The organism is Afipia sp. OHSU_II-C1 (genome assembly GCF_000497575.1).
Lineage (GTDB): Bacteria > Pseudomonadota > Alphaproteobacteria > Rhizobiales > Xanthobacteraceae > Afipia.
In genome coordinates, this window is the sequence record NZ_APJI01000030.1 from 17685 (window position 1) to 37611 (window position 19927).

Sequence of the window (19927 nt, forward strand, 5' to 3'; positions counted from 1 at the left end):
CACGCCCCCGATAGCGGCGGGCGAGGCAGGCCATCTGCTGTGTCAAAGCCAGAAGCACTGCAATGTTCCGCGCCGGGACGATCCCGAGCGCAGGTGCAGCATACTCCAAAACCCGAGGGGGAGGGAAGAACAAAACGGGGTCACGAACCCGTGACCCGGGTTAAAGGTTTGTAACCATGCGGCTTTTTAGCGCACCACCTTTAGTCTGTGCTACGGAGGGCGGCCTCAAGGAGGACCAAATCCTCCGGCAACGGCGATTCCCAGTGAAGAATTTCTCCGGACGCCGGATGCTCCAGGACCAGCAAATAAGCATGGAGGGCCTGCCTGCCAAGAGCGGCGAGCGCCGCCTGACTTTGCGGGCCGAGCTGGCGGGCCTTGGTCTTGAAGCCGGAGCCGTAGACGTCGTCGCCGAGCAGCGGATGACCGAGATGGGCGAGGTGGACGCGGATCTGATGGGTGCGTCCGGTCTCGAGCTGGCAGGCGAGCAGCGAGGCGACCGGTTTGCCGTCCCGCCCGGTAAAGCTCTCCATGGTTTCCCAATGGGTGACCGCGTCGCGGCCACCCTGCCGCACCGCCATCTTGTCCCGCGAATAGGGATGGCGGTCGATCGGCTGATCGATGGTGCCGCGGCTCCAGGCCGGCGCTCCCCAGACAAACGCCATGTAGCCGCGCCGCATTTCGCCGGTGCGACCGTGGTCGGCGAATTGCGCCGACAGCGACTGGTGCGCGCGGTCGTTCTTGGCGACCACCATCAATCCGGTGGTGTCCTTGTCCAGCCGGTGGACGATGCCGGGCCGCTTGACCCCGCCGATGCCGGACAGGCTTGCGCCGCAATGGGCAATCAGCGCGTTGACCATTGTGCCGGTCTCGTGTCCGGCGGCGGGATGGACGACGAGGTTTTTCGGCTTGTCGATGACGATGATGTCGTCGTCCTCGAACACGATATCGAGCGGGATATCCTCGCCCTCGGGCTCGGCGGGCGCAGCGGGCGGAACGTCGATTGTGATCGTATCGCCCGCTTTGACATGATAAGCGGGGTCGCGAACCGGGGCAGGTCCGACGCTGACCTGGCCCGCAAGGATCAGCGCCTTCAGGCGCGAGCGCGACAGGTCGGGGCTGCGCACGGCCAGCACGCGATCCAGCCGCTGCGATCCTTCATCGCCCTCGACCGTAACCTTGTGACGCGTATTTTCGGAAGACTGCTGCATGACTGAAACTGTTGCGCCCGATCCGACCCCTGAGCAAGCCGCGCTGATCGCGCGGGTGCGCCGGATGATGCTGATTGCCGGCCTGACCACGGCGATCGGGGTGGGGGCTCTGCTGGTCGCTATCGGCTACCGCCTTTTCCGCAGCGATGGAAGCGTTCAGATCACCGATGTGACCGCCACGCTCCCGAAGGGCGCGCGGATCGTCTCCACGGCAAGCGCGGGCGAGCGGCTGGCGGTGACTGTCGAGATCGGCGGTGCGACCGAAATCCGCACCTATGACGCGAAGACGCTGAAACCGGTGGGGCGGCTGAAATTCGCGGCCGAGCCGTAAGCGTTCCGCGCGAGGTCGTTAACCGTCGTTCCATTCGTTCGCACGCTGGCCACCGGACGATGGCCGTGAAGCGGGCGCATATGTGGATTTCGCCGGCTCTCAAGCCTTGCAGGTGCGGCCGTTCGAGGCTATTCCCTCTCCAGCGCTTGCTCCCTTCGTCTAGCGGTTAGGACGCGGCCCTCTCAAGGCTGAAACAGGGGTTCGATTCCCCTAGGGAGCGCCAACGCTCTGAACCGCATAGTTCAAGAGCATGGCACAAGTACCGGGCTGTTTGCCCCCGACATCCTTCCCTTCCAGCGCCTTATCCCTGCGGTTTTTTAAAAAAACCATAAACAGTCATCGACTCGCCCACAGAATTGCTTGCACTTGAAGTTCCAGAAAGGAACAATTGCAACCGGAAGTTAAGGGGGGGCACATGGGGTCAGTAATAACAATTATGAATATGAAGGGAGGCGTCGGTAAAACCACAGTCGCAGCCCATATGGCCGGCATTACTTCCCGATATGCATTAAATGGGAAGCCTCGAAAGGTTTTGGTGATCGACTACGATCCACAATTCAATCTTTCTCAGGCTTTCTTACCTTCGAAAAACTACTTCGCACTCGAAAAGGCGCGCAAAACAATCTTGTCAGTCTTGCTTGACGACGACGTAAACTTGAATCCTTACCAGCTGCAGGTCCCTGGAAATCACACGCCGCCAAAGGTGAAAGACCTAGTGAGCAGGATATACAGTTACTCGGATGCTCATTTGGATTTGCTGCCTTCGACCTTGGACTTGATGTACGTGGCTTTGGGGCAAGCGCATGCAAACACCGCTCCCATAGAAGAGCGGTTCGAAAAATTTATCTCGGAATGCAAATCTTTGTACGATGTCATTTTCATTGATTGTCATCCCGCTGGCTCACTCTTTACGAAAACTTCGTTGAAAAACTCGGATCATGTTGTGATTCCGGTGGTGCCTCAGCGATATGCCGTTCGTGGTATTGGATTGATGATGAATTTTATCGATTCCAAGAAGGCTGGCAAGAGTGCACCGACACCGCATATTCTATTTAACTCGACGTCTCGCGTAAAAGTGTCTCAGCAGGAGTTGGACATTCGAGGCGCGAAGGATTTTGGAAAATTCTGTATGACGGCAACATTAAAGAAATATGCAGCGTTGGCTGAGCCAGAAGAAGGAAAAGGATTTACGTGGACGAGCAGCAAACCCTACAGCACGGAGGCTCTGAGCAATCTTTTGAACGTTGGAATGGAGCTGATGAAGCGGACGGGGGCATAAATCATGAATGAAAGGTCGCGCCGTAGAGCTATTCGTAACTTCGTTGCGTCGATTTTGATCTCTAATTTATCAAAGTTCGAGATCTACGAAGTGATAGACGATCTGTCTTATGGAAGTTTAGGAAGAGAAATTGCCGAGGCACTAAGAGAGGCTTCGGGAATAATTCGCGACGAACCCACCGCGAGGCACTTATCGTCAGAAAAGGATGACGTATTCAGGTTTGCTAATGTCGCCTACGAAACGGTGCAACGACGTAAAATGCCGAAAAAAATTTTGATCAAAATGATGATAGATGTGGCGCCGAAGCTGTTTCAGAGGAGCCGTCCGCCGAACGGTACAGTGCGAGAGTTGCTAGAGCTGTTCTTTGAAAAGGCGTCTCCTTCTCAAGCCGCCCAACTCTTAAATTTGGTCAACGATGGATCGCAAGACCCGTATCTCAAGGGCATTGTAAGACGTAGTTAGGAGTTAACATGCCGCTCTCGAAGCTAAGTGCTGCACTGACGGCTGTGGATTGGAATAAGAACGTCGCAGCATTTCTTTCTGATGGAGCTGCGGCCAAGTCGATAGCAGAGAAAAATCTTCGAATAGCGATTTGGGCTAAGCAGCTTGAGAGTTCTGATAAGGGAAATCCCGCGCTGTGCTTTATTCGCGAGATGCAAATGGCGGGTCAGCACGTTGCTGCTTTGGTCTCACTGGCGTTATACAAACCAGCCGCGGCCTCAATGAGAACGATGTTTGAGACGGCGCTCTACTATACTTATTTTCGAAGTCATCCGTCCGAGCTCGTCACCCTAGTTAGAAGTTCTGAATATTTTGTCGATAAGCGCGAATTGCTCGAATATCACAAGCGCCACACGCCCGATTATCCAAAATTGCAGAAGGCATTGGGATTAAACTCGAGAATAGAAGCTTGGTATAGCGCGGTATCTTCGGTCGTTCATGGGCAAATTCCCGGAACGTGGTTGGAGCATAAGTCACTTTCAGAAATCGCTCCAATAAAAACAACCCAACAGCTAGTTTTGATGAAATTTAGGGAGGGTGAGGAAATCGTGCACCGTCTGCTTCTATGTACCGCAGGCAAACAAATGTGGGACACATTCTCGCCGCCTGCGAAGCAGAAATTGTTGCATGGTCTATCAGGAAAGCTGCGAACGACACTCGCGTTGGACCTTGCCTAGATTGAATCCCGCTCCAAATTGCAGAACTATCCGAACGCCTGTCCGGTCATTGGTGGTCATTGGTAGACATGCCAGATTACTCGTACCCTTCGCTCTCAAAGAGAGCGCACTCTTTAACGTAACTTTATCTGTCGGGATTGCTGCTCTGCACTCTCATCCTGCGCGCATTGATCGCGCATCGGGCAGATGATTACATCGGCGCGCTGGGGCGCGGGTTGCCCGAGCTCACTCAAGAAGGAATTCGCTCACGACCACATCGATTTGAAAAACATTGGCCGGCTAACGGCCAATCATCAGGGAGGAGACGCACATGACCGAGTTTACGCCGGATCGACGATCTCTGCTCAAAGGAAGCGCCGCGGCTCTGGCTGCTGCGGCGACCATGTCAGCCGACCAGATGCTCGGCTACGCCAAGGCCTGGGCGCAGACCGCGCAATGGAAGCCGGAAGCCGGCGCGACCATCAACATGCTGCGATGGAAACGCTTTGTGGAGGCCGAGGACGTCGCCTTCATGAAGATCGTCGATGCCTTCCAGAAGGCGACTGGCGTCAAGATCAATGTCTCCAATGAATCCTTCGACGACATCCAGCCCAAGGCCTCGGTCGCGGCCAACACCGGGCAGGGGCTCGACATGGTGTGGGGGCTTTACTCGCTGCCGCATCTGTTTCCCGAAAAGTGTGTCGATGTCACCGACGTCGCAGAATATCTCGGCAAGAAATACGGTGGCTGGGCGCCGTCCGGCGTGGCCTACGGCAAGCGCGGCAACAAGTGGCTCGGCATTCCGGTGGCCGCGAGCGGCGGCCTTGTGAACTACCGCGTCGCCGCCATGCAGAAGTGCGGCTTCAAGGAATTTCCGAAAGACCTCGGCGGATTCCGCGAACTGATCAAGGGCCTCAAGGCAAACGGAACGCCGGCAGGCATGGCGCTGGGCCATGCGACCGGCGACGCCAACGGCTGGCTCGCCTGGGCGATGTGGGCGCACAACGCTTACACTGTCGACAAGAACAACAAGGTGATCATCAACTCGCCGGAGACGGCGAAGGCGCTGGAATACGTCAAGTCGCTCTATGAGAACTTCATTCCCGGCGTCATCTCCTGGAACGACAGCTCCAACAACAAGGCGTTCCTGGCCGGCCAGCTTCATCTCACCACCAACGGCATCTCGATCTATGTCGCGGCGAAGAAGGAGAACCCGGCGATCGCGGCGGACATGGATCACGCGCATCTGCCGGTCGGCATCAGCGGTCAGGTGCGGGAGCAGCATCTCGGCTTTCCGATCCTGATCTTCAACTTCACCAAATATCCGCAGGCCTGCAAGGCGTTCACTGCATTCCTGATGGAAGGGCCCCAGTTCAATCCGTGGATCGAGGCGGCGCAGGGGTATCTGTCGCACTTCCTGCTCGCCTACGATGCCAATCCGATCTGGACCGCCGATCCCAAGAACACGCCGTATCGCGATGTCGCCAAACTGGCGTCGACACCGGCGGGCATCGGCACGCTCAACGAAAGCGCGGCGGCTGCGATTGCGGATTTCGTCGTCGTCGACATGTTCGCCAACTACTGCTCCGGGCGCGAAGACCTCAAGGGCGCGATCGCATCGGCGGAACGTCAGTTCAAGCGGATCTACCGCGGCTAGGCGCGCTGAATTTGTCGGCGATAGGCTCACATTCTCGTGTGCGTCATTGCGAGGAGCATAAGCGACGAAGCAATCCACGCTTTCTCCAAAAAAGTGGATTGCTTCGCTTCGCTCGCAATGACGGCGGTAGCTGCTCATAAAAAAGTCAGCCACATAATCATTTCGACTCATTCGTCTGGCAGACTAGTCTGGTCCCTTCAAAAGACCGGACGATTCACGCCGGTCATCCGCCTTGTTCAATCCCGGCAAATTTTCGCCAGGCATGTGCGGACCACGCCAAATCGATGAGGTGTCCGATGCTCACGTCGCAGCAGTTGAAGGAATTGTTCCCCGAGGAAAACCGTCTGAAGGATTGCGGCCTGCCGCCGCCGGTCCATCAGCGCGAGACCCTCGTGAACGGAGAATTGAGGCCGTGGACGGGGCCGGTGGAGACCGTGCATTCGGCGATCTGCGTGCGCAAGGCCGACGGCTCGCTGGAGCAGGTCGAACTCGGCAGCTATCCGGTCGGCGGCATTCCCGAGGCGAAGGTTGCGCTGGATGCTGCGGTCGCCGCCTACGATAGCGGGCGCGGCGAATGGCCGACCATGACGGTCGCGCAGCGCATCGCCTGCATGCAGGATTTCACCCGGCAGATGGTGGCGCGCCGCGAGCAGATCGTGAACCTCATCATGTGGGAGATCGGCAAGACGCTGCCGGATTCGCAGAAGGAGTTCGATCGCACGGTCGAATACATGAAGGCGACCATCGAGGCGCTGAAACATCTCGACAATGACAATTCGCGCTTCACCATTGTCGAAGGCACCATCGGTCAGATCCGCCGCACGCCGCTCGGCGTCGTGCTCTGCATGGGGCCGTACAACTATCCGCTCAACGAAACCTTCGCGACGCTGATCCCGGCGCTGATCATGGGCAACACGATGGTATTCAAGCCGCCGAAGTTCGGCGTGCTGCTGTTTCAGCCGCTGCTCGAAGCGTTTCGCAGCGCCTTCCCGAAAGGCGTCATCAACACGGTGTACGGCAAAGGCTCTGAGGTCGTGCCGATGCTGCTCGAGTCGGGCAAGGTCAATGTATTGACCCTGATCGGATCGAGCCGCGTCGCGGATCATCTCAAGAAGATGCACCCGAAGGTCAACCGGCTGCGCGCCATCCTCGGCCTCGATGCCAAGAATGCGGCCATCGTGCTGCCGGATGCGAATGTCGAACTCGCGGTGAAGGAGTGCCTGCTCGGATCGCTGTCGTTCAACGGCCAGCGCTGCACGGCGCTCAAGATGCTGATCGTGCACCGCTCCATCGTCGACAAATTTCTCGCACGCTTTACCGAAGAGCTCGCCAGGCTGAAGGCCGGCATGCCGTGGGACAAGGGCGTGACGCTGACGCCGTTGCCGGAACTCGGCAAGGTCGAGCACATGACACGTCTTGTTGCCGACGCCATGGAGAAGGGCGCCAGGGTCATCAACGAAGGGGGCGGCACAAGCGCCGGCACGCTGTTCTATCCTGCGGTAGTGTATCCGGTGAAGGAAGGCATGCTGCTTTACCGCGAGGAGCAGTTCGGTCCGATCGTTCCGGTGATGGCGTTCGACGACATCGATACGGCGCTCGACTACGTCATCACGTCCGAACATGGCCAGCAGGTGTCGATCTTCAGCGAGGACGCAGAGACCATCGGGAGACTCGTTGATCCGCTGGTCAATCAGGTCTGCCGGGTGAACATCAATTGTCAGTGCCAGCGCGGGCCGGATGTCTTCCCGTTCACGGGCCGCAAGGATTCGGCGGAGGGCACGCTCTCGGTCACCGACGCGCTGCGCTCGTTCTCGATCCGCTCGATGATCGCGGCGAAGCAGACCGATGACTCGAAACGGCTGCTCGACGACATCGTGCGCGACCACAAATCGAACTTCATAAATACTGGGTTCATTTTGTAATCGATACAACGTCGCAAGCAGCCTGCCGGGCGCTTGCGGCGTGACATCGGCGCGAATTCCGGAAGGTAACGAATTCTCAACCAATTCGTGGTTACCAAATAGTAAACCTATTCGGAGTTAGCGCTCATGACCGACCACACTGCCGACGGCGAGATCAAGGATTCCAGCAATCACAGCGAAGCATCGCTGGTGCCGGATGCCGGCGATATGGCTGCGCATGAGACGAAGGCGGCGGATGCGCCGCAGGAAAGCGCAGCGGCGCATCCCGCCAGGCAGCCGTCCAAGGAAATCACCCTGCAGCGTCTGACGCCGCACAGCTCCTGGGAAGACATTGTCAACGAAAGCGCCGCGCGCGAGCAGCAGTTCAACGCCGCGCCTGCCACAGGCCGCCGTCTCTCGATCGCCGCCATCGTCGCTATCGCAGCAGCGGTCGGCGCCATCGGCGGTTCGCTGGCGACCGTGAGCGCCGGCCACTACCTGAAGAACGATCAGACCGCTTCGGTTGCGGCCGTCACCGCTGCCGAGCAGGCACGTTCAGTCGAAAGCGCGCTCGCAAAGATCAATGCCGATATCTCTGCTCTCAAGACCAGCAGCGCTGCGCAATCGGCGAAGATCGCCGAACGCATCGACCGGGTCGAAAAAGCCCAGGCCGAGCCTGCCGCGAAGCTGGCGAAGCTGAGCGAGGCCGTTGAAAAGCTGAAGGCGCCTGCGCAGACAGCGAACGCTGCTCCGGAAACCACCGGCTCGATCAAGCCTGCCGCTGCGCAGCCGGGCCGGCTTCCGGTGGTTGAAGGCTGGACACTGCGTGAAGTGTCGGATGGCATCGCAACGGTGACCGGCCGACAGGGAATCTTCGATGTGATTCCGGGCGATCCGCTTCCGGGCGTCGGCCGGGTCGATGCGATCCGCCGTCAGGACGGCCGCTGGGTCGTCGTGACCAGCCGCGGCCTGATTATCTCGCGTTAAGACTGTCGGGAACCCGTTTCATCTTCCTGTCAGAAAGCGCGGGACCGCTAAAATTTGAGCGTTCCCCTGAACGGACCGGCATGATCTCGCGGGCATGATGCAGCCTCTGATGAAGAGGGATGAGCATGCCTGCATATCGAGTGATTCCGCGCCTCCATGTGGTTAATTTTTTCGCCCACGAGGTGACCGACGTATCTGATGGCGTGCCGTCGGCAGCGAACGACAACAATTGCCCGTATTGCGGCGGCGTGCTCGAGCCGGGTGACAAGGCGTCCGATTGTTCCGGTTCGGGTGCCGATTCCGGTGCCTGGCCGATGATCCCGTTCCCAAAAGGGTGGGGCGCGTCCTGCTAAGCGGGATTCTGGCGCGCGGGAACCGCGCGCTGACCGGCGAGATACAAAATCAGTCCGAGGATGGTTAGCGCCGCCTGTACGACGCCGATGGCGAGCGTGGCGCTGGCGATCGACGCGGTCAGCATGACGCCGATCGATGCTCCCGCCATTTGCAGGAAGCCAAGCAATGCCGAGGCGAGGCCGGCCCGGTCGCCGAACGGCTGCAGGGCGGTCGCAGTCCCGAGCGGCGTGACCATGCCGAACCCGGCAAGGAACAAGGTCACCGGGACCAGATAGCTCCAGATCGTCGGGGTGACCCAATGAGTCAGCAGCAGCAGGGCGCCGCCCGCAGTTGCGATGGCAAGCCCGACCACCGTGGCGCGGGCATGGCCGATCTTCATCGCCAGATGCGGCGCCGCCATCCCGGATCCGAAGACGACGAACACGGTGCCTGCGAAGAACAGGCCGAGCTGGACCGGCGAGAAACCGAGCCCGTCGATCAGGACGCGCGGCGTTCCTGAAAACATCGCGAAGAGGGCGCCCATGAACAGCCCGATGGCGCCTGCCGGTGCAATGAACCGGAGATCGGTGAGCAGACCCCGGTACCCGCGCAGGATGGCCGGCAAATGTATCGACACGTTTGCATCGGCGCGATGCGTCTCTCCGACATAACGGTAATAGGCGAGCGCGACGATCGCCCCAAATACGGCGACAGCGAAGAATTCCGAGCGCCACCCGAAGGTCGTGTCCAGAAGACCGCCGATCAGCGGTGAGAAGCCGGGAGCCGCCGACATGGCAACCATGATGAAGGCCAGTGCGCGCGTCAGCGCTTCGCCGCTCAGCAGATCGCGGGCGATGGCGCGCGAGAGGACCGATGCACAGCAGGCGCCGAGCGCCTGGATCGTGCGCCCGATCAGCAGCATGGGCAGGTCGGTGGCGAACTGACACCAGATGCTTCCGGCCACAAAGATGCCGAGGCCGAACATCACCGGTTTCCAGCGTCCGTAACGGTCGGACAACGGCCCGACGATCAACTGCCCGATCGCGAAGACTGCGAGATAGACACTGATGGCCGAAGCTACGGCAGCCGTTGAGACATTGAGCGTCTTCGCGATTGCCGGCAAAGAGGGCAGCAAAATGCTGGTTGCGAAAGAGCCGACTGCGGCGAGTGCGGCCAGAACGACGATGTCAACGGAAATGGATGTCGGCGCGCGAGCGGAGATCAGTTCGTCTCCGGCGTCGGCATTTTGAACGGTCATCTGGCCACCCCTTCTTTGGCCTTCGTTTATATGACGATCATCATTCAATCAAAGCGAAACTCGCCCGGAGCTCCCCGCTTTCGCCGGGTGACGGTTGCGGCAGGAACATGGCAGTGGGGGTTTCAGGAACGCGGCGCGCGACGCGCCGCCGCAGGGGTCCATCTTGAAGAAGGACCGATGTCCTCACCATTTATGACGGTGGAGAAAATATCCCCGGCAAAACGCCGGTCGGGAGGAGGAAATGAGTTATTTCAAAACTGCGGTTCTGCTTGCCGGATTGACGGCCCTGTTCATGGGGGTCGGCTATCTGATCGGCGGAGCGGGCGGCGCCGTGGTCGCGCTGGTGATCGCCGCCGCCACAAACATGTTTGCCTACTGGAACTCGGACCGCATGGTGCTGTCGATGCACGGCGCCCAGGAAGTCGACGAGCGCAGTGCGCCGGAACTGGTGCGGCTTGTGGCCGAGCTTGCGGGCCGTGCGCAGTTGCCGATGCCCAAGGTCTACCTGATGGACAATCCGCAGCCCAACGCGTTTGCGACCGGGCGCGATCCCCATCACGCCGCTGTGGCCGTGACGACCGGGCTGATGCAGATGCTGAGCCGCGAAGAACTCGCGGGCGTGATCGCGCACGAACTGGCGCATATCAAGAACCATGACACGCTGATCATGACGATCACCGCGACCATCGCCGGTGCGATTTCGATGATCGCGCAGTTCGGGATGTTCTTCGGCGGCAACCGCGACAATGGACCGGGCATCGTCGGCTCGCTGGCGATGATGATCCTGGCGCCGCTGTCCGCGACCATCGTGCAGATGGCGATCAGCCGCACGCGCGAATACTCGGCCGACAACATGGGCGCGCGGATTTGCGGACAGCCGATGTGGCTGGCGTCGGCGCTGGTCAAGATCGACAACGCGGCGCATCAGATCCCGAACATGGATGCAGAGCGCAGTCCTGCGACCGCGCACATGTTCATCATCAATCCGTTGTCGGGGCAGGGGATGGACAACCTGTTCTCGACTCATCCGTCGACCGAGAACCGTGTCCGCGAGTTGCAGCGCCTTGCTGGCGAACTCGGGCCGCGCGGAAACTTCGCAACCGCGCCGGCAAATGCGAGTGGCAGACCGCGTGGCCCCTGGGGTTAACGAGAAGGGCTGATCACGCGTCGCAGATCACAATCAAAGGTCCGATCCAGTTCTTCTGAATCGGACCTTCCTATCAAACCTTGAGATTTTCCGCGGAGGTCTTGCCGCGGTTTGCGACTTCTTCGTACTCGACCGACTGTCCCTCGTTGAGGGTTGAAAGACCTGCCTTCTCAACTGCCGAGATATGAACGAACACGTCCTTGCCGCCGTTGCTGGGCTGAATGAAACCGTAGCCCTTCGTCGGGTTGAACCACTTCACAGTACCTTTAGCCATTCCGTAGTCTCCAGAGGGTAAGACCCATAGTAAGTGTCGAACCCCGCGGATGGGCGTGTCCAACGGCGCGCACGATACGCGGTAAGTGCGAGCCTTGATAGCGAAAATGGCGATTTGGGCCGGTCGCTTTCGCTTAAACTTTGCTCGAATTCGCCGGTTTTACGCTGCTGCAACTGCGAAATCGGCGACCAGATCCGACAGCATTCCGGCTTTTTCGGCCGTGTAGACGATCAGCGGCTCGACCCGGCCGCGGATGGGGACCTCGACCTGCGGCAAATTGGTTGCCGCAAGGTTTGCCGTTTTCAGCACGTCCGCGGACACCACGACCTCGCAGGACAGGGCCTTGGTCATGTCCTGCAGTCGCGCAGCGACATTCACGGAATCGCCCAGCGCCGTGAAGACGGTGTGTTCCTCGGACCCGATGTCGCCGATGATGACCTCGCCGGCATGAATGCCGATCCCGAACCGCAGCGGTTCCGGCACATCGTCACCGAGGAATTCATTCAGCGCATCGACATGAATCGCGATCCGCGACGCGGCTTCGATCGCCTGCCGGCAGGCCGTCTGCGGATTGGTGGACAGGCCGAACAGCGCCAGTTGGCCGTCGCCGACGAACTGGTTCGGCTGTCCGCCGCATTCGACCACGGCCTGGGAGACAGCCGTCAGGAAGCGGTTGATGATGAAAACGGTATCGAACGGCAGAAGTTTTTCGGCGAGTTTGGTCGATCCGCGCATGTCTACGAACATGCTGACGACGTAGCGCTCCCGGCCCGGAAGCGCAGGTCTGATGGTTGCAGCCGAGGACGCATCCGTATGCGCGGGAAAGATCTGGAAGAACGCAAGATCGGTGTGAGGCCGTAGCTGGCAGGCCAGGCGAATGGCGGGATCGCCGCCGGTGCCGACGCGATCCAGCACAAAGGTCTCGCGGTTCGATGGTTCGGGCAACGCGGTGCAATCGCCGATGATGCGGATGCGGCAGGTCGAGCATCGCGCCCGGCCGCCGCAGACACTCGAATGCGGAATGTTGAAGCGGGTGCTTGCTTCGAGCACGCTCAGGCCCACCGGGACCCGGACTGTCTTGCCGTTGCCATAGGACAGCCTGACGAGGCCGCGACGGCGTTCCACCAGCGCCCGCACGCCCCGTGCGGCAATGGCGAGGCCCATCAGCCCGAGATATCCATAAAGCACGGCGGAGCTGATCTGTTCGAGGGTGACCTGTTCGGCTCCGGTTCCGACCTTTTCGCGCGACAGGATCTCTGCGCGCCATTCGGGAGCAGTGCTAGCGTTCTGGACTGCACGGCCGCCCTGATAGAGCCCGAGCATGGACAAGGTCGGGAGGATAACCGCGAGCGCGAGCAACAGCGACGATATTTTCCTGAAGTAGGGCTTGGTCCGCGCCCAGAAGTAGATGCCGATGCAGCCATGAATCCAGGACACCAGCAGCACCGCGTACATCGACCATTGCATCTCCGGGCGATACACCCAGTAGGCAAAAAAGACCTGCGGGTAATCCTTTTCATGGCCAAACAAGGATGCAGCGAGACGGACACCGATCACATGGCTGATGATGAAAACCGGGATGCTGAGGCCGAACACGAGCTGTGTCAGTTCGACGCCGGTCCAGCGAAAGTGCCGGCGCGCATAGAGCGCCCAGATTCCCAGGCCCAGATGTATCGCCACCGAGCCGTAGAGCACGATGGTCATCGGCCAGCTCTTCCAGAACACCGCATGATAATAGAGGCCGTCGTCCATCGCGCCGACCGAGATATTGCCGAGGGCGTGGTTGGCAAAATGGCTGACGATGTAGGCAAACAGGACAAGGCCGGTGGCTAGCCGCACCTGCCGGATTCCAATGCCGCGGATGAGGCGGCGAAAGGGCGATGCGGCGATCTCTGCCATGCGTCAAGGGTCCGAAGCCGGTGAATGCAACCGGATGATACCGCGCTCCGGATCGTCCGGAGGCGGCGGAATCCTAACGGAGATGTTGCGGCAGCGCCATGGCCGATGGTCGTGCCGCCGTTTGACAAGACGGTGAAGCGAGCGTGTGTTTGACTTCACCGGCGGGGTCGCGGAAAAGCTAGCCGCATGGGGACAACCAACGCTGCCGGAGCGACGGAAACAGGGCGTCTGACGCCGCGCGTGATGCTGGCTGCGGCGGCTGCGATGGCTGTTGTTGTGGCGTTGCAGGTGATCTACGCCGCGACCGCCGATCTGCGTACGGATGAGGCCTATTACTGGACGCTCTCAAAAGAAAACGTGCTGTCATATCTCGATCATCCGCCGATGATCGCCTGGCTTGTGCGGTTCGGAACGGCGATTTTCGGAGACACCAATTTTGGCGCGCGCTTTGGCGGACTGCTGGCGATGTGGATCGCCGTCGCCATCCTGGGCGACATTGTCTGGCGTCTGACGCGGAACCGGCGTGCGGTGGTTCTCGCCGTGGTGATGCCGTTCGCGGCGCCTGAATACGGCCTGTTCGCATCGCGCATCCTGCCCGACGTGGCCCTGATCCCGTTTTCGCTGGCGATGGTCTGGTCGCTGGTGCGGCTGACGCAGGGCAATGACGGGCGCTGGTGGCTGGCGGCCGGGCTGTTCGGCGGATTGTCGCTGCTGTCGAAATACACGGCGGTGTTCTTCGCGCCGGCCATTGCTGCGTTCCTGCTGGTGCCGCCGTGGCGATGGCGCTGGCTGCGCAGTATTTATCCATGGGCAGCTGTCGTCATTGCGCTCCTGGTGTTTTCGCCGGTTCTGATCTGGAATTGGCAGCACGACTGGGCGTCGTTCAAATTCCAGTTCATCCGTGCCGGTGCGGATCATGGCATCTCGGCGCGGACCGTCGGTGATTTCTTCGGGCTCCAGCTCGCGCTGGTCGGGCCGATCCTGTTTCCGGTGGTGCTCGCCGGATCGGTGATGCTGGCATGGCGCGGCTACCGGCAGCAGAATCCGGCGTCCATTCTGATCTCGACCTGTGCGCTGGCGCCGTTCGCCTACTTCTTCTGGAAATCGTTCTCGCTGCGGATCGGCGACACCTGGCCGATGCTGATCTGGCCGTTCGCCTTTGCTGCGGCAGCGATCAATCTTGCCGAGATCGGCAAGGAGCAGCGCTCAAACTGGATTCTTCGCACCGCTGAACCATGGGCGAGGGCTGCGATCATCCTCGGCGTGGTGCTGAATGTTGCGATTTTCTATTACTACAGCGTCAGCAATTTCGCGGTCGCGGCCAAACAAGACCCGATTGCAAAAGAGGCGGGTTATGGCGAGATCGCCAGACAGGCAAAAGCCGCCGCCGATAAAGTTGGCGCGACATGGATCGCGACGCTCGATTACCGGATTTACGCGGAACTGCGCTGGCATCTGAAAGACAGCATTCCGGTGGTGCAGGTGAATGAGCGCAGCCGCTTCATCGGCTTCCGGGATTCCGCGAGCGTGGCGATGACATCCGGCATCGGGCTTTATGTCGACAGCGCACCCAACGACGGCAACGTGATCGAGACGAAAACGCCCGCGGTCCTGAAACTGGTCGGACAGGCCGACCGGATGTGGCGCGGCGTGGTGATCGAGCCGTTCGCGTTCAAGACGGTCACCGGATGGACGCCTGAGTTGTCGCCACCTCCGGACTCGCCGTTTTACAAATGGCGGTTGCTCAACTGACGACGGGATTTTCCGATTCAGACGAAGCTGAACTCAGTAGCAGACGTTCACGGTCCGCCAGCGGATGCCGTAAGGCGTGCGCACACGGCGCTGCACATAGCAGCCGTCATCGGCATAACCGCCGCTGACAATGACGGGGCTGAAGCCGAGACCGAAGCCATAGCCGTGGCCCCAGCCATGACCCCAGTGATGCCCATGCCAGCCGCCTGCGGACGCGGAAGTGGGAGCGAGGGCGGCTGCGCCGAGGGCTGCGGCGGCGGCGAGTGCGAGAGTGAGCTTGCGAAACATGGTCGTTCTCCTGAAGTGCGCGATCTGCGCGGGTTGATCGAAATCCACCCCTTGCAGATTGGTCGTGCCGGTCAGGAAACAGGTTCACCGGTATTTCCGGCGTTGAGATGCCTCAGGTTTTAGGATTTCTGATCGTCGCCGCCCGCGCGCTTCAGCAGGTCCTTGGCGAGGTCCGACAGCGCCGGGCGCGGCAGCGCCTCGAACGGCAGCGGCCGGGTCACGTCGATGGCGGCGAGGCCGAGCCGCGCGGTGAGCAACCCGTTGAGCAGGCCTTCGCCGAGCTTGGCCGACAGCTTCGCGGTGATGCCATGCCCCAGCATCTGCTGGATCAGGCTGTCGCTGGCGGCCATGCCGCCGGTCAGCGCCAGATGCGCGATCACATGGCGCATCAGCCGGATCATGCCGAGCGTGCCGGGCCGTCCGCCGTAGAGCCGCGCCAACTGCCGCACCAGCCGTAACGCTGCGGCGAACACGAACAGCATATCGATGACCGCGCCGGGGCTGACGGCGGTGACCAGCGAAACACGCTGCGCGGCGCTCGACACCAGCCGCCGCGCTTCCTGATCGAGCGGCGTCATCAGTTCGCGCTCGGCGAGCCGAACCATGTCGGCGCCGTCGATGATGTCGCGGCCATGCTCTTCGAGCGCGGCGCGGGCGCGCGCCAGCCGTGGATTGTCGTGGGCGATCTTGAGCAGATCGCGGACGATGGCGTCGCTTTCCTTACGGTCGTCGCTGAGCAGCACGGCATTGGCCCGCGCGTGCAGCTTCTCGATGGTTTCCAGCCGCGCCAGACTTAAAGCCTCGCGCGCGATGATGACCACCAGCGCCACGACGGCGAAGATCGCGAACACAAGCCCGATGTAGCCGAGGCTGGTGCTGCGGTTGAACAGGTCCTCGACCAGATTGGAAATGCCGAGTCCGAGACCGAGCACGATCAGACCGGCGAGCGCCGTCCAGAACACGCCGCCCCAGCCGAAGCCCCTGCGCGCGGGGACGGCCGGTTCGTCGATGGGGACCGGAAGCAGGGCGGGATCGGTTTCCGGCGTGATGTGGACCTTGCCCCGCGCGGGGCGCGAGGGATCGTCCTCGGCATCCATCAGGATGACGCGGGGATCGTCGAGCTTGAATGCCGCCGGCTTGCGGTGATGCGGCTTGTCGCTCATTGCAGCTTGTCTCCGATCAGAAACTGAAGCGCACGGTCGAGGCGGATATGGGGCAGCGCGGGCTCTTCGCCACCCTCGCGGGCGAGCAAAGGCGGGCGAAATCGCAGAAACCGGAAGTCCGTCTGGTTGGATGCCGTGTTGGTCAGGCCGCGAAATGCGCTGTCCCCGCTGAACAGATCGTCGAGTTTCACCGGAAGGTCGCCGGGGAAGGTCGCCACTTCCGTCTCGCCGTCAAAGACTTCGTCGCCAGACATCTCACCTTCTTCCGGCGTGCCGAGGATCGAGGGCAGCTTCTCGCGGCCCTGCTGCACCATGGCTTCGCGTGTCGCGCGCACGGCGGCGAGCGCGACCACGTCCACCGATGCACCGGCATATTCGGCGCGCGAGGCGGCGCGCTCGACCATGCGCTTGAGGATCGCCTCGAGCCGGTCGTGACTGGTGTGGTGAAGATGATCGGCCTTGGTGGCCGCGAACAGAATTTTATCAATGCGCGGCCGGAACAGCGAGCTGACGAATGTGCTGCGGCCGATGTTGAAGCAGTCGAGGATGCCGGACAGCGCGCCTTCGAGATCCTTCAATGCCTCGGGACCGGCGTTGAATGCGGCGAGCGCATCCACCAGCACGATCTGGCGGTCGAGCCGCGTGAAGTGATCGCGGAAGAACGGCCGCACCACCACGTCCTTGTAGGCCTCATAGCGCCGCCTCATCATCGCCCACAGCGAGCCGTCCGGCGCCGCGCCGTCCTGCGGAACATCCAGCGGCGCAAATGTCAGCGCCGGCGAGCCTGCGAGATTGCCCGGCATCAGGAAGCGGCCCGGCGGCAAGAGGCTCATGGCGAAGCGTTCGTCGCGGCAGGCGCGCAGATAGTCGGTGAACAGTTTCGCGGCGGTGAGTGTCGCCTGCTCATCCTCGCGCTCTTTCGGTTCGAGTGTGGCGAGATGGGCGTGCCACTGCTTCGCCAGCCGCGCCCGCGGATCGCGGCGGGACAGTGCAAGACTCTCCGCCGACCACTGCTCATAGCTCTTGTTCAGCAATGGCAGGTCGAGCAGCCACTCGCCCGGATAGTCGACAAGGTCGAGCGTCAGCGTGCGTGTCGCCGTGTTCTGCCGCTGGTACTCGATCACAAGGCGCAGTTCGCTGATGTCGGTGGTCGAATGCGGCCAGCGCCGATCCTCGATCAAGGTGCGGACGTGTCCCTCGTAGGCAAAGCGCGGCACGGCATCGTCGGGCTGCGGTTCTAGGCGGGCGCGGGCGATGCGCCCCGTCGCCAGCGAATCGAACACCGGAAAGCGGCCGCCGCGCAAGAGGCCATGGACGAGCGCCGTGATGAAGACGGTCTTGCCGGCCCGTGACAGGCCTGTGACGCCAAGCCGCACGGTGGGATTGAACAGGCTTTCGCCGTAGTCGATCAGAGATCTGATGGAAAGGCGGGTGTCTTCGATAATGTCCGAAAAGCTGGGTGCCATAATTCGATCAAGACTTTATCGGACTGAGGGATCAATGAGAGAAACAAGGCGCGACAGTTTTATGAAGCTGGCGATTTACGGCGCGAAAATCAAGTTTAAGACCGGTTTGAATCCTGATCCCGTCCCTTTCAGGGTTCGTTGACCGTCACCAAGTTATCATTGGTGCTTATGTAAGGTGGACCGATAACCCGGCTGTGCACATGACGATCTTCCGGTTGAAGCAGCTCAGTTCTCATGCCCGCGTCGCGGGCGGTGGTGTGGTGCGCTGGGACTACGACCGCGCCGAGCTGATTGCGGATGGCGTCGTTCATGTTCTCGGCATCGCCTTCGGGCTGATCGCCGCGATTGCCCTTGTCGTTCTTGCCGCGCTGTATGCCTCCACCAAGGAAATCGTTTCGGTGTCGGTTTACGTCGCCGGGCTGCTTGCGATGCTGGGCCTGTCCGCGACCTATAATCTGTGGCCGGTCTCGCCCGCCAAGTGGCTGCTGCGCCGCTTCGATCACTCCGCGATCTACATTCTGATCGCCGCCACCTACACCCCGTTCCTCGCGCAGATGCACGATCGTTTCATGTCGACAGTGCTGCTGATCGGTGTGTGGTCGGTCGCCGCCGCCGGTATTGCGCTCAAGATCTTTCTGCCCGGCCGGTTCGATCGTCTGTCGGTCGGGCTCTATCTCGCCATGGGATGGAGCGGTGTCATCGCCTATGACAGCCTGGTGGCTTCGCTGCCGAACTCGACGCTGTGGCTGATCGCGGCAGGCGGCCTGATCTACTCGCTCGGCGTGATCTTCCATGCCTGGGAGCGGCTGCGGTTTCAGAATGCGATCTGGCATGCCTTCGTGCTGCTCGCCGCCGCGCTGCACTACACTGCGGTGCTCGATATGGTTCTGGTCGCGGCCTGAGCGCCTTGATTCCAGCGGTTGCATGTCTGGCGAGACCTCAGATCGATTGATCTGGCCGCTTTTCCCATCTAAAACATTTGTATGAAAGTTGCTGGAAAAGTTGTCGTTGTCACCGGCGGCGCGAATGGCATCGGCCAGGCGCTCGCTGAAATTTTCCATCGCGAAGGCGCGGCCAAGGTCGTGGTCGCCGATCTCGACGGCGCGCGGGCCAAGACGGTGGCCGACGCCATCGGCGGCGCATCGTTCGCCTGTGACGTCGGCAAGGAAGCCGACATTCTCCGTGTCATCGACGAAACCGAACAGCAGTTCGGCCCGATCGATCTGTTCTGCTCGAACGCAGGCATCGGCGGCGGCTTTGACATGATGTCGGAGAATGCCGGCGGCACGTCGGATGAGCCGTGGGCGCGAAGCTGGGCCATCCACGTCATGGCGCATGTCTATGCGGCGCGGCATCTGATCCCGCGCATGAGAGCGCGCGGCGGCGGATATTTCCTCAACACCGTTTCGGCCGCCGGTTTGCTGTCGCAGGTCGGCAGCGCTGCCTATTCGACCACCAAGCACGCTGCCGTCGGGTTTGCGGAAAATCTCGCAATCTCGCACCGGGCGCATAACATCAAGGTTTCGATCCTCTGCCCGCAGGGCGTGGAGACAAACATGATCCGGGGCATGCCGAAGGGGCCGCAGTCTCATGACGGCAATCTGACGCCGGAAGAAGTCGCGCAATGCGCGCTGGAGGGCATCGACCGCGAGACCTTCCTGATCCTGCCGCATCCGCAGGTGCTCGATTACATGCGCAAGAAGACCGACAACTACGATCGCTGGATCGGCGGCATGGCCAAGATTCAAGCCGCGATGCGCGAGACCTTCGGGAAGAAGTAGGTTTCTTTACCTCTCCCGTGGGGAGAGGTCGTCCGGCGAAGCTCGC

Annotated in this window: 19 protein-coding genes and 1 tRNA gene; 13 read left to right on the top strand and 7 right to left on the bottom strand. The window is 60.9% G+C overall.

The window, feature by feature from the left end; translation table 11 throughout:
- Window positions 1-200: 200 nt before the first annotated feature.
- Window positions 201-1208, bottom strand: a complete 1008-nt coding sequence (locus I554_RS0124590) for an RluA family pseudouridine synthase (RefSeq protein ID WP_024576153.1) — start codon at window positions 1206-1208, stop codon at window positions 201-203.
- Here I554_RS0124590 and I554_RS0124595 point away from each other — a divergent pair.
- From I554_RS0124595 to I554_RS0124640, 9 genes are all read left to right on the top strand, one after another.
- A complete protein-coding gene (locus I554_RS0124595) occupies window positions 1207-1539 on the top strand; it encodes a hypothetical protein (protein WP_024576154.1) in 333 nt (110 codons plus the stop codon). The genes I554_RS0124590 and I554_RS0124595 overlap by 2 nt on opposite strands.
- Before the next feature lie 148 nt (window positions 1540-1687).
- A tRNA-Glu gene (locus I554_RS0124600) sits at window positions 1688-1762 on the top strand.
- Between the two features lie 192 nt (window positions 1763-1954).
- Window positions 1955-2818, top strand: coding sequence for a ParA family protein (locus I554_RS0124610; protein WP_024576155.1), 864 nt, complete (start codon window positions 1955-1957; stop codon window positions 2816-2818).
- Between the two features lie 3 nt (window positions 2819-2821).
- Window positions 2822-3280, top strand: coding sequence for a hypothetical protein (locus tag I554_RS0124615; RefSeq protein WP_024576156.1), 459 nt, complete (start codon window positions 2822-2824; stop codon window positions 3278-3280).
- An 8-nt stretch (window positions 3281-3288) separates the two neighbouring features.
- Complete coding sequence (locus tag I554_RS0124620) at window positions 3289-3996, top strand: hypothetical protein (protein ID WP_024576157.1); 708 nt, start codon at window positions 3289-3291, stop codon at window positions 3994-3996.
- 310 nt (window positions 3997-4306) lie between these two features.
- Entirely contained in the window at window positions 4307-5632 is a 1326-nt protein-coding gene (locus tag I554_RS0124625) for an ABC transporter substrate-binding protein (RefSeq protein WP_024576158.1), read from the top strand.
- 296 nt (window positions 5633-5928) lie between these two features.
- Window positions 5929-7554 (top strand): NADP-dependent glyceraldehyde-3-phosphate dehydrogenase, encoded by a 1626-nt coding sequence (locus I554_RS0124630; protein WP_024576159.1) that lies wholly within the window; start codon window positions 5929-5931, stop codon window positions 7552-7554.
- A 126-nt stretch (window positions 7555-7680) separates the two neighbouring features.
- A complete protein-coding gene (locus tag I554_RS0124635; protein WP_024576160.1) occupies window positions 7681-8520 on the top strand; it encodes a hypothetical protein in 840 nt (279 codons plus the stop codon).
- 119 nt (window positions 8521-8639) lie between these two features.
- Window positions 8640-8873 carry a hypothetical protein gene (locus tag I554_RS0124640; protein ID WP_034461609.1) on the top strand — a complete coding sequence of 78 codons (234 nt, stop codon included), beginning with the start codon at window positions 8640-8642 and terminating at the stop codon, window positions 8871-8873.
- Here the strand turns inward: I554_RS0124640 and I554_RS0124645 are convergent.
- Window positions 8870-10111, bottom strand: a complete 1242-nt coding sequence (locus I554_RS0124645) for a multidrug effflux MFS transporter (protein ID WP_024576162.1) — start codon at window positions 10109-10111, stop codon at window positions 8870-8872. The genes I554_RS0124640 and I554_RS0124645 overlap by 4 nt on opposite strands.
- 241 nt (window positions 10112-10352) lie before the next feature.
- Between I554_RS0124645 and htpX the strand changes: the two genes are divergently transcribed.
- Entirely contained in the window at window positions 10353-11258 is a 906-nt protein-coding gene (gene htpX, locus I554_RS0124650; RefSeq protein ID WP_024576163.1) for a zinc metalloprotease HtpX, read from the top strand.
- Window positions 11259-11331: 73 nt separating this feature from the next.
- Here the strand turns inward: htpX and I554_RS0124655 are convergent, their stop codons facing one another.
- A complete protein-coding gene (locus I554_RS0124655; RefSeq protein WP_006021915.1) occupies window positions 11332-11532 on the bottom strand; it encodes a cold-shock protein in 201 nt (66 codons plus the stop codon).
- Between the two features lie 159 nt (window positions 11533-11691).
- The gene (locus I554_RS0124660; RefSeq protein WP_024576164.1) at window positions 11692-13431 is read right to left on the bottom strand and encodes an adenylate/guanylate cyclase domain-containing protein; all 1740 of its coding nucleotides are present in this window, start codon (window positions 13429-13431) and stop codon (window positions 11692-11694) included.
- A gap of 186 nt (window positions 13432-13617) precedes the next feature.
- Here I554_RS0124660 and I554_RS0124665 point away from each other — a divergent pair, with 186 nt between their 5' ends.
- The gene (locus I554_RS0124665; RefSeq protein WP_024576165.1) at window positions 13618-15183 is read left to right on the top strand and encodes a glycosyltransferase family 39 protein; all 1566 of its coding nucleotides are present in this window, start codon (window positions 13618-13620) and stop codon (window positions 15181-15183) included.
- Between the two features lie 33 nt (window positions 15184-15216).
- Here the strand turns inward: I554_RS0124665 and I554_RS0124670 are convergent, their stop codons facing one another.
- From I554_RS0124670 to I554_RS0124680, 3 genes are all read right to left on the bottom strand, one after another.
- The gene (locus tag I554_RS0124670; RefSeq protein WP_024576166.1) at window positions 15217-15471 is read right to left on the bottom strand and encodes a hypothetical protein; all 255 of its coding nucleotides are present in this window, start codon (window positions 15469-15471) and stop codon (window positions 15217-15219) included.
- Window positions 15472-15590: 119 nt separating this feature from the next.
- Window positions 15591-16634 carry a TIGR01620 family protein gene (locus I554_RS0124675; RefSeq protein ID WP_024576167.1) on the bottom strand — a complete coding sequence of 348 codons (1044 nt, stop codon included), beginning with the start codon at window positions 16632-16634 and terminating at the stop codon, window positions 15591-15593.
- A complete protein-coding gene (locus tag I554_RS0124680) occupies window positions 16631-18100 on the bottom strand; it encodes a YcjX family protein (RefSeq protein ID WP_024576168.1) in 1470 nt (489 codons plus the stop codon). Before I554_RS0124680 ends, I554_RS0124675 begins: the two co-directional genes overlap by 4 nt.
- A 200-nt stretch (window positions 18101-18300) precedes the next feature.
- Between I554_RS0124680 and I554_RS0124685 the strand changes: the two genes are divergently transcribed.
- Complete coding sequence (locus I554_RS0124685; RefSeq protein WP_024576169.1) at window positions 18301-19002, top strand: hemolysin III family protein; 702 nt, start codon at window positions 18301-18303, stop codon at window positions 19000-19002.
- A gap of 81 nt (window positions 19003-19083) precedes the next feature.
- The gene (locus I554_RS0124690; RefSeq protein WP_024576170.1) at window positions 19084-19881 is read left to right on the top strand and encodes an SDR family oxidoreductase; all 798 of its coding nucleotides are present in this window, start codon (window positions 19084-19086) and stop codon (window positions 19879-19881) included.
- Window positions 19882-19927: the final 46 nt, after the last annotated feature.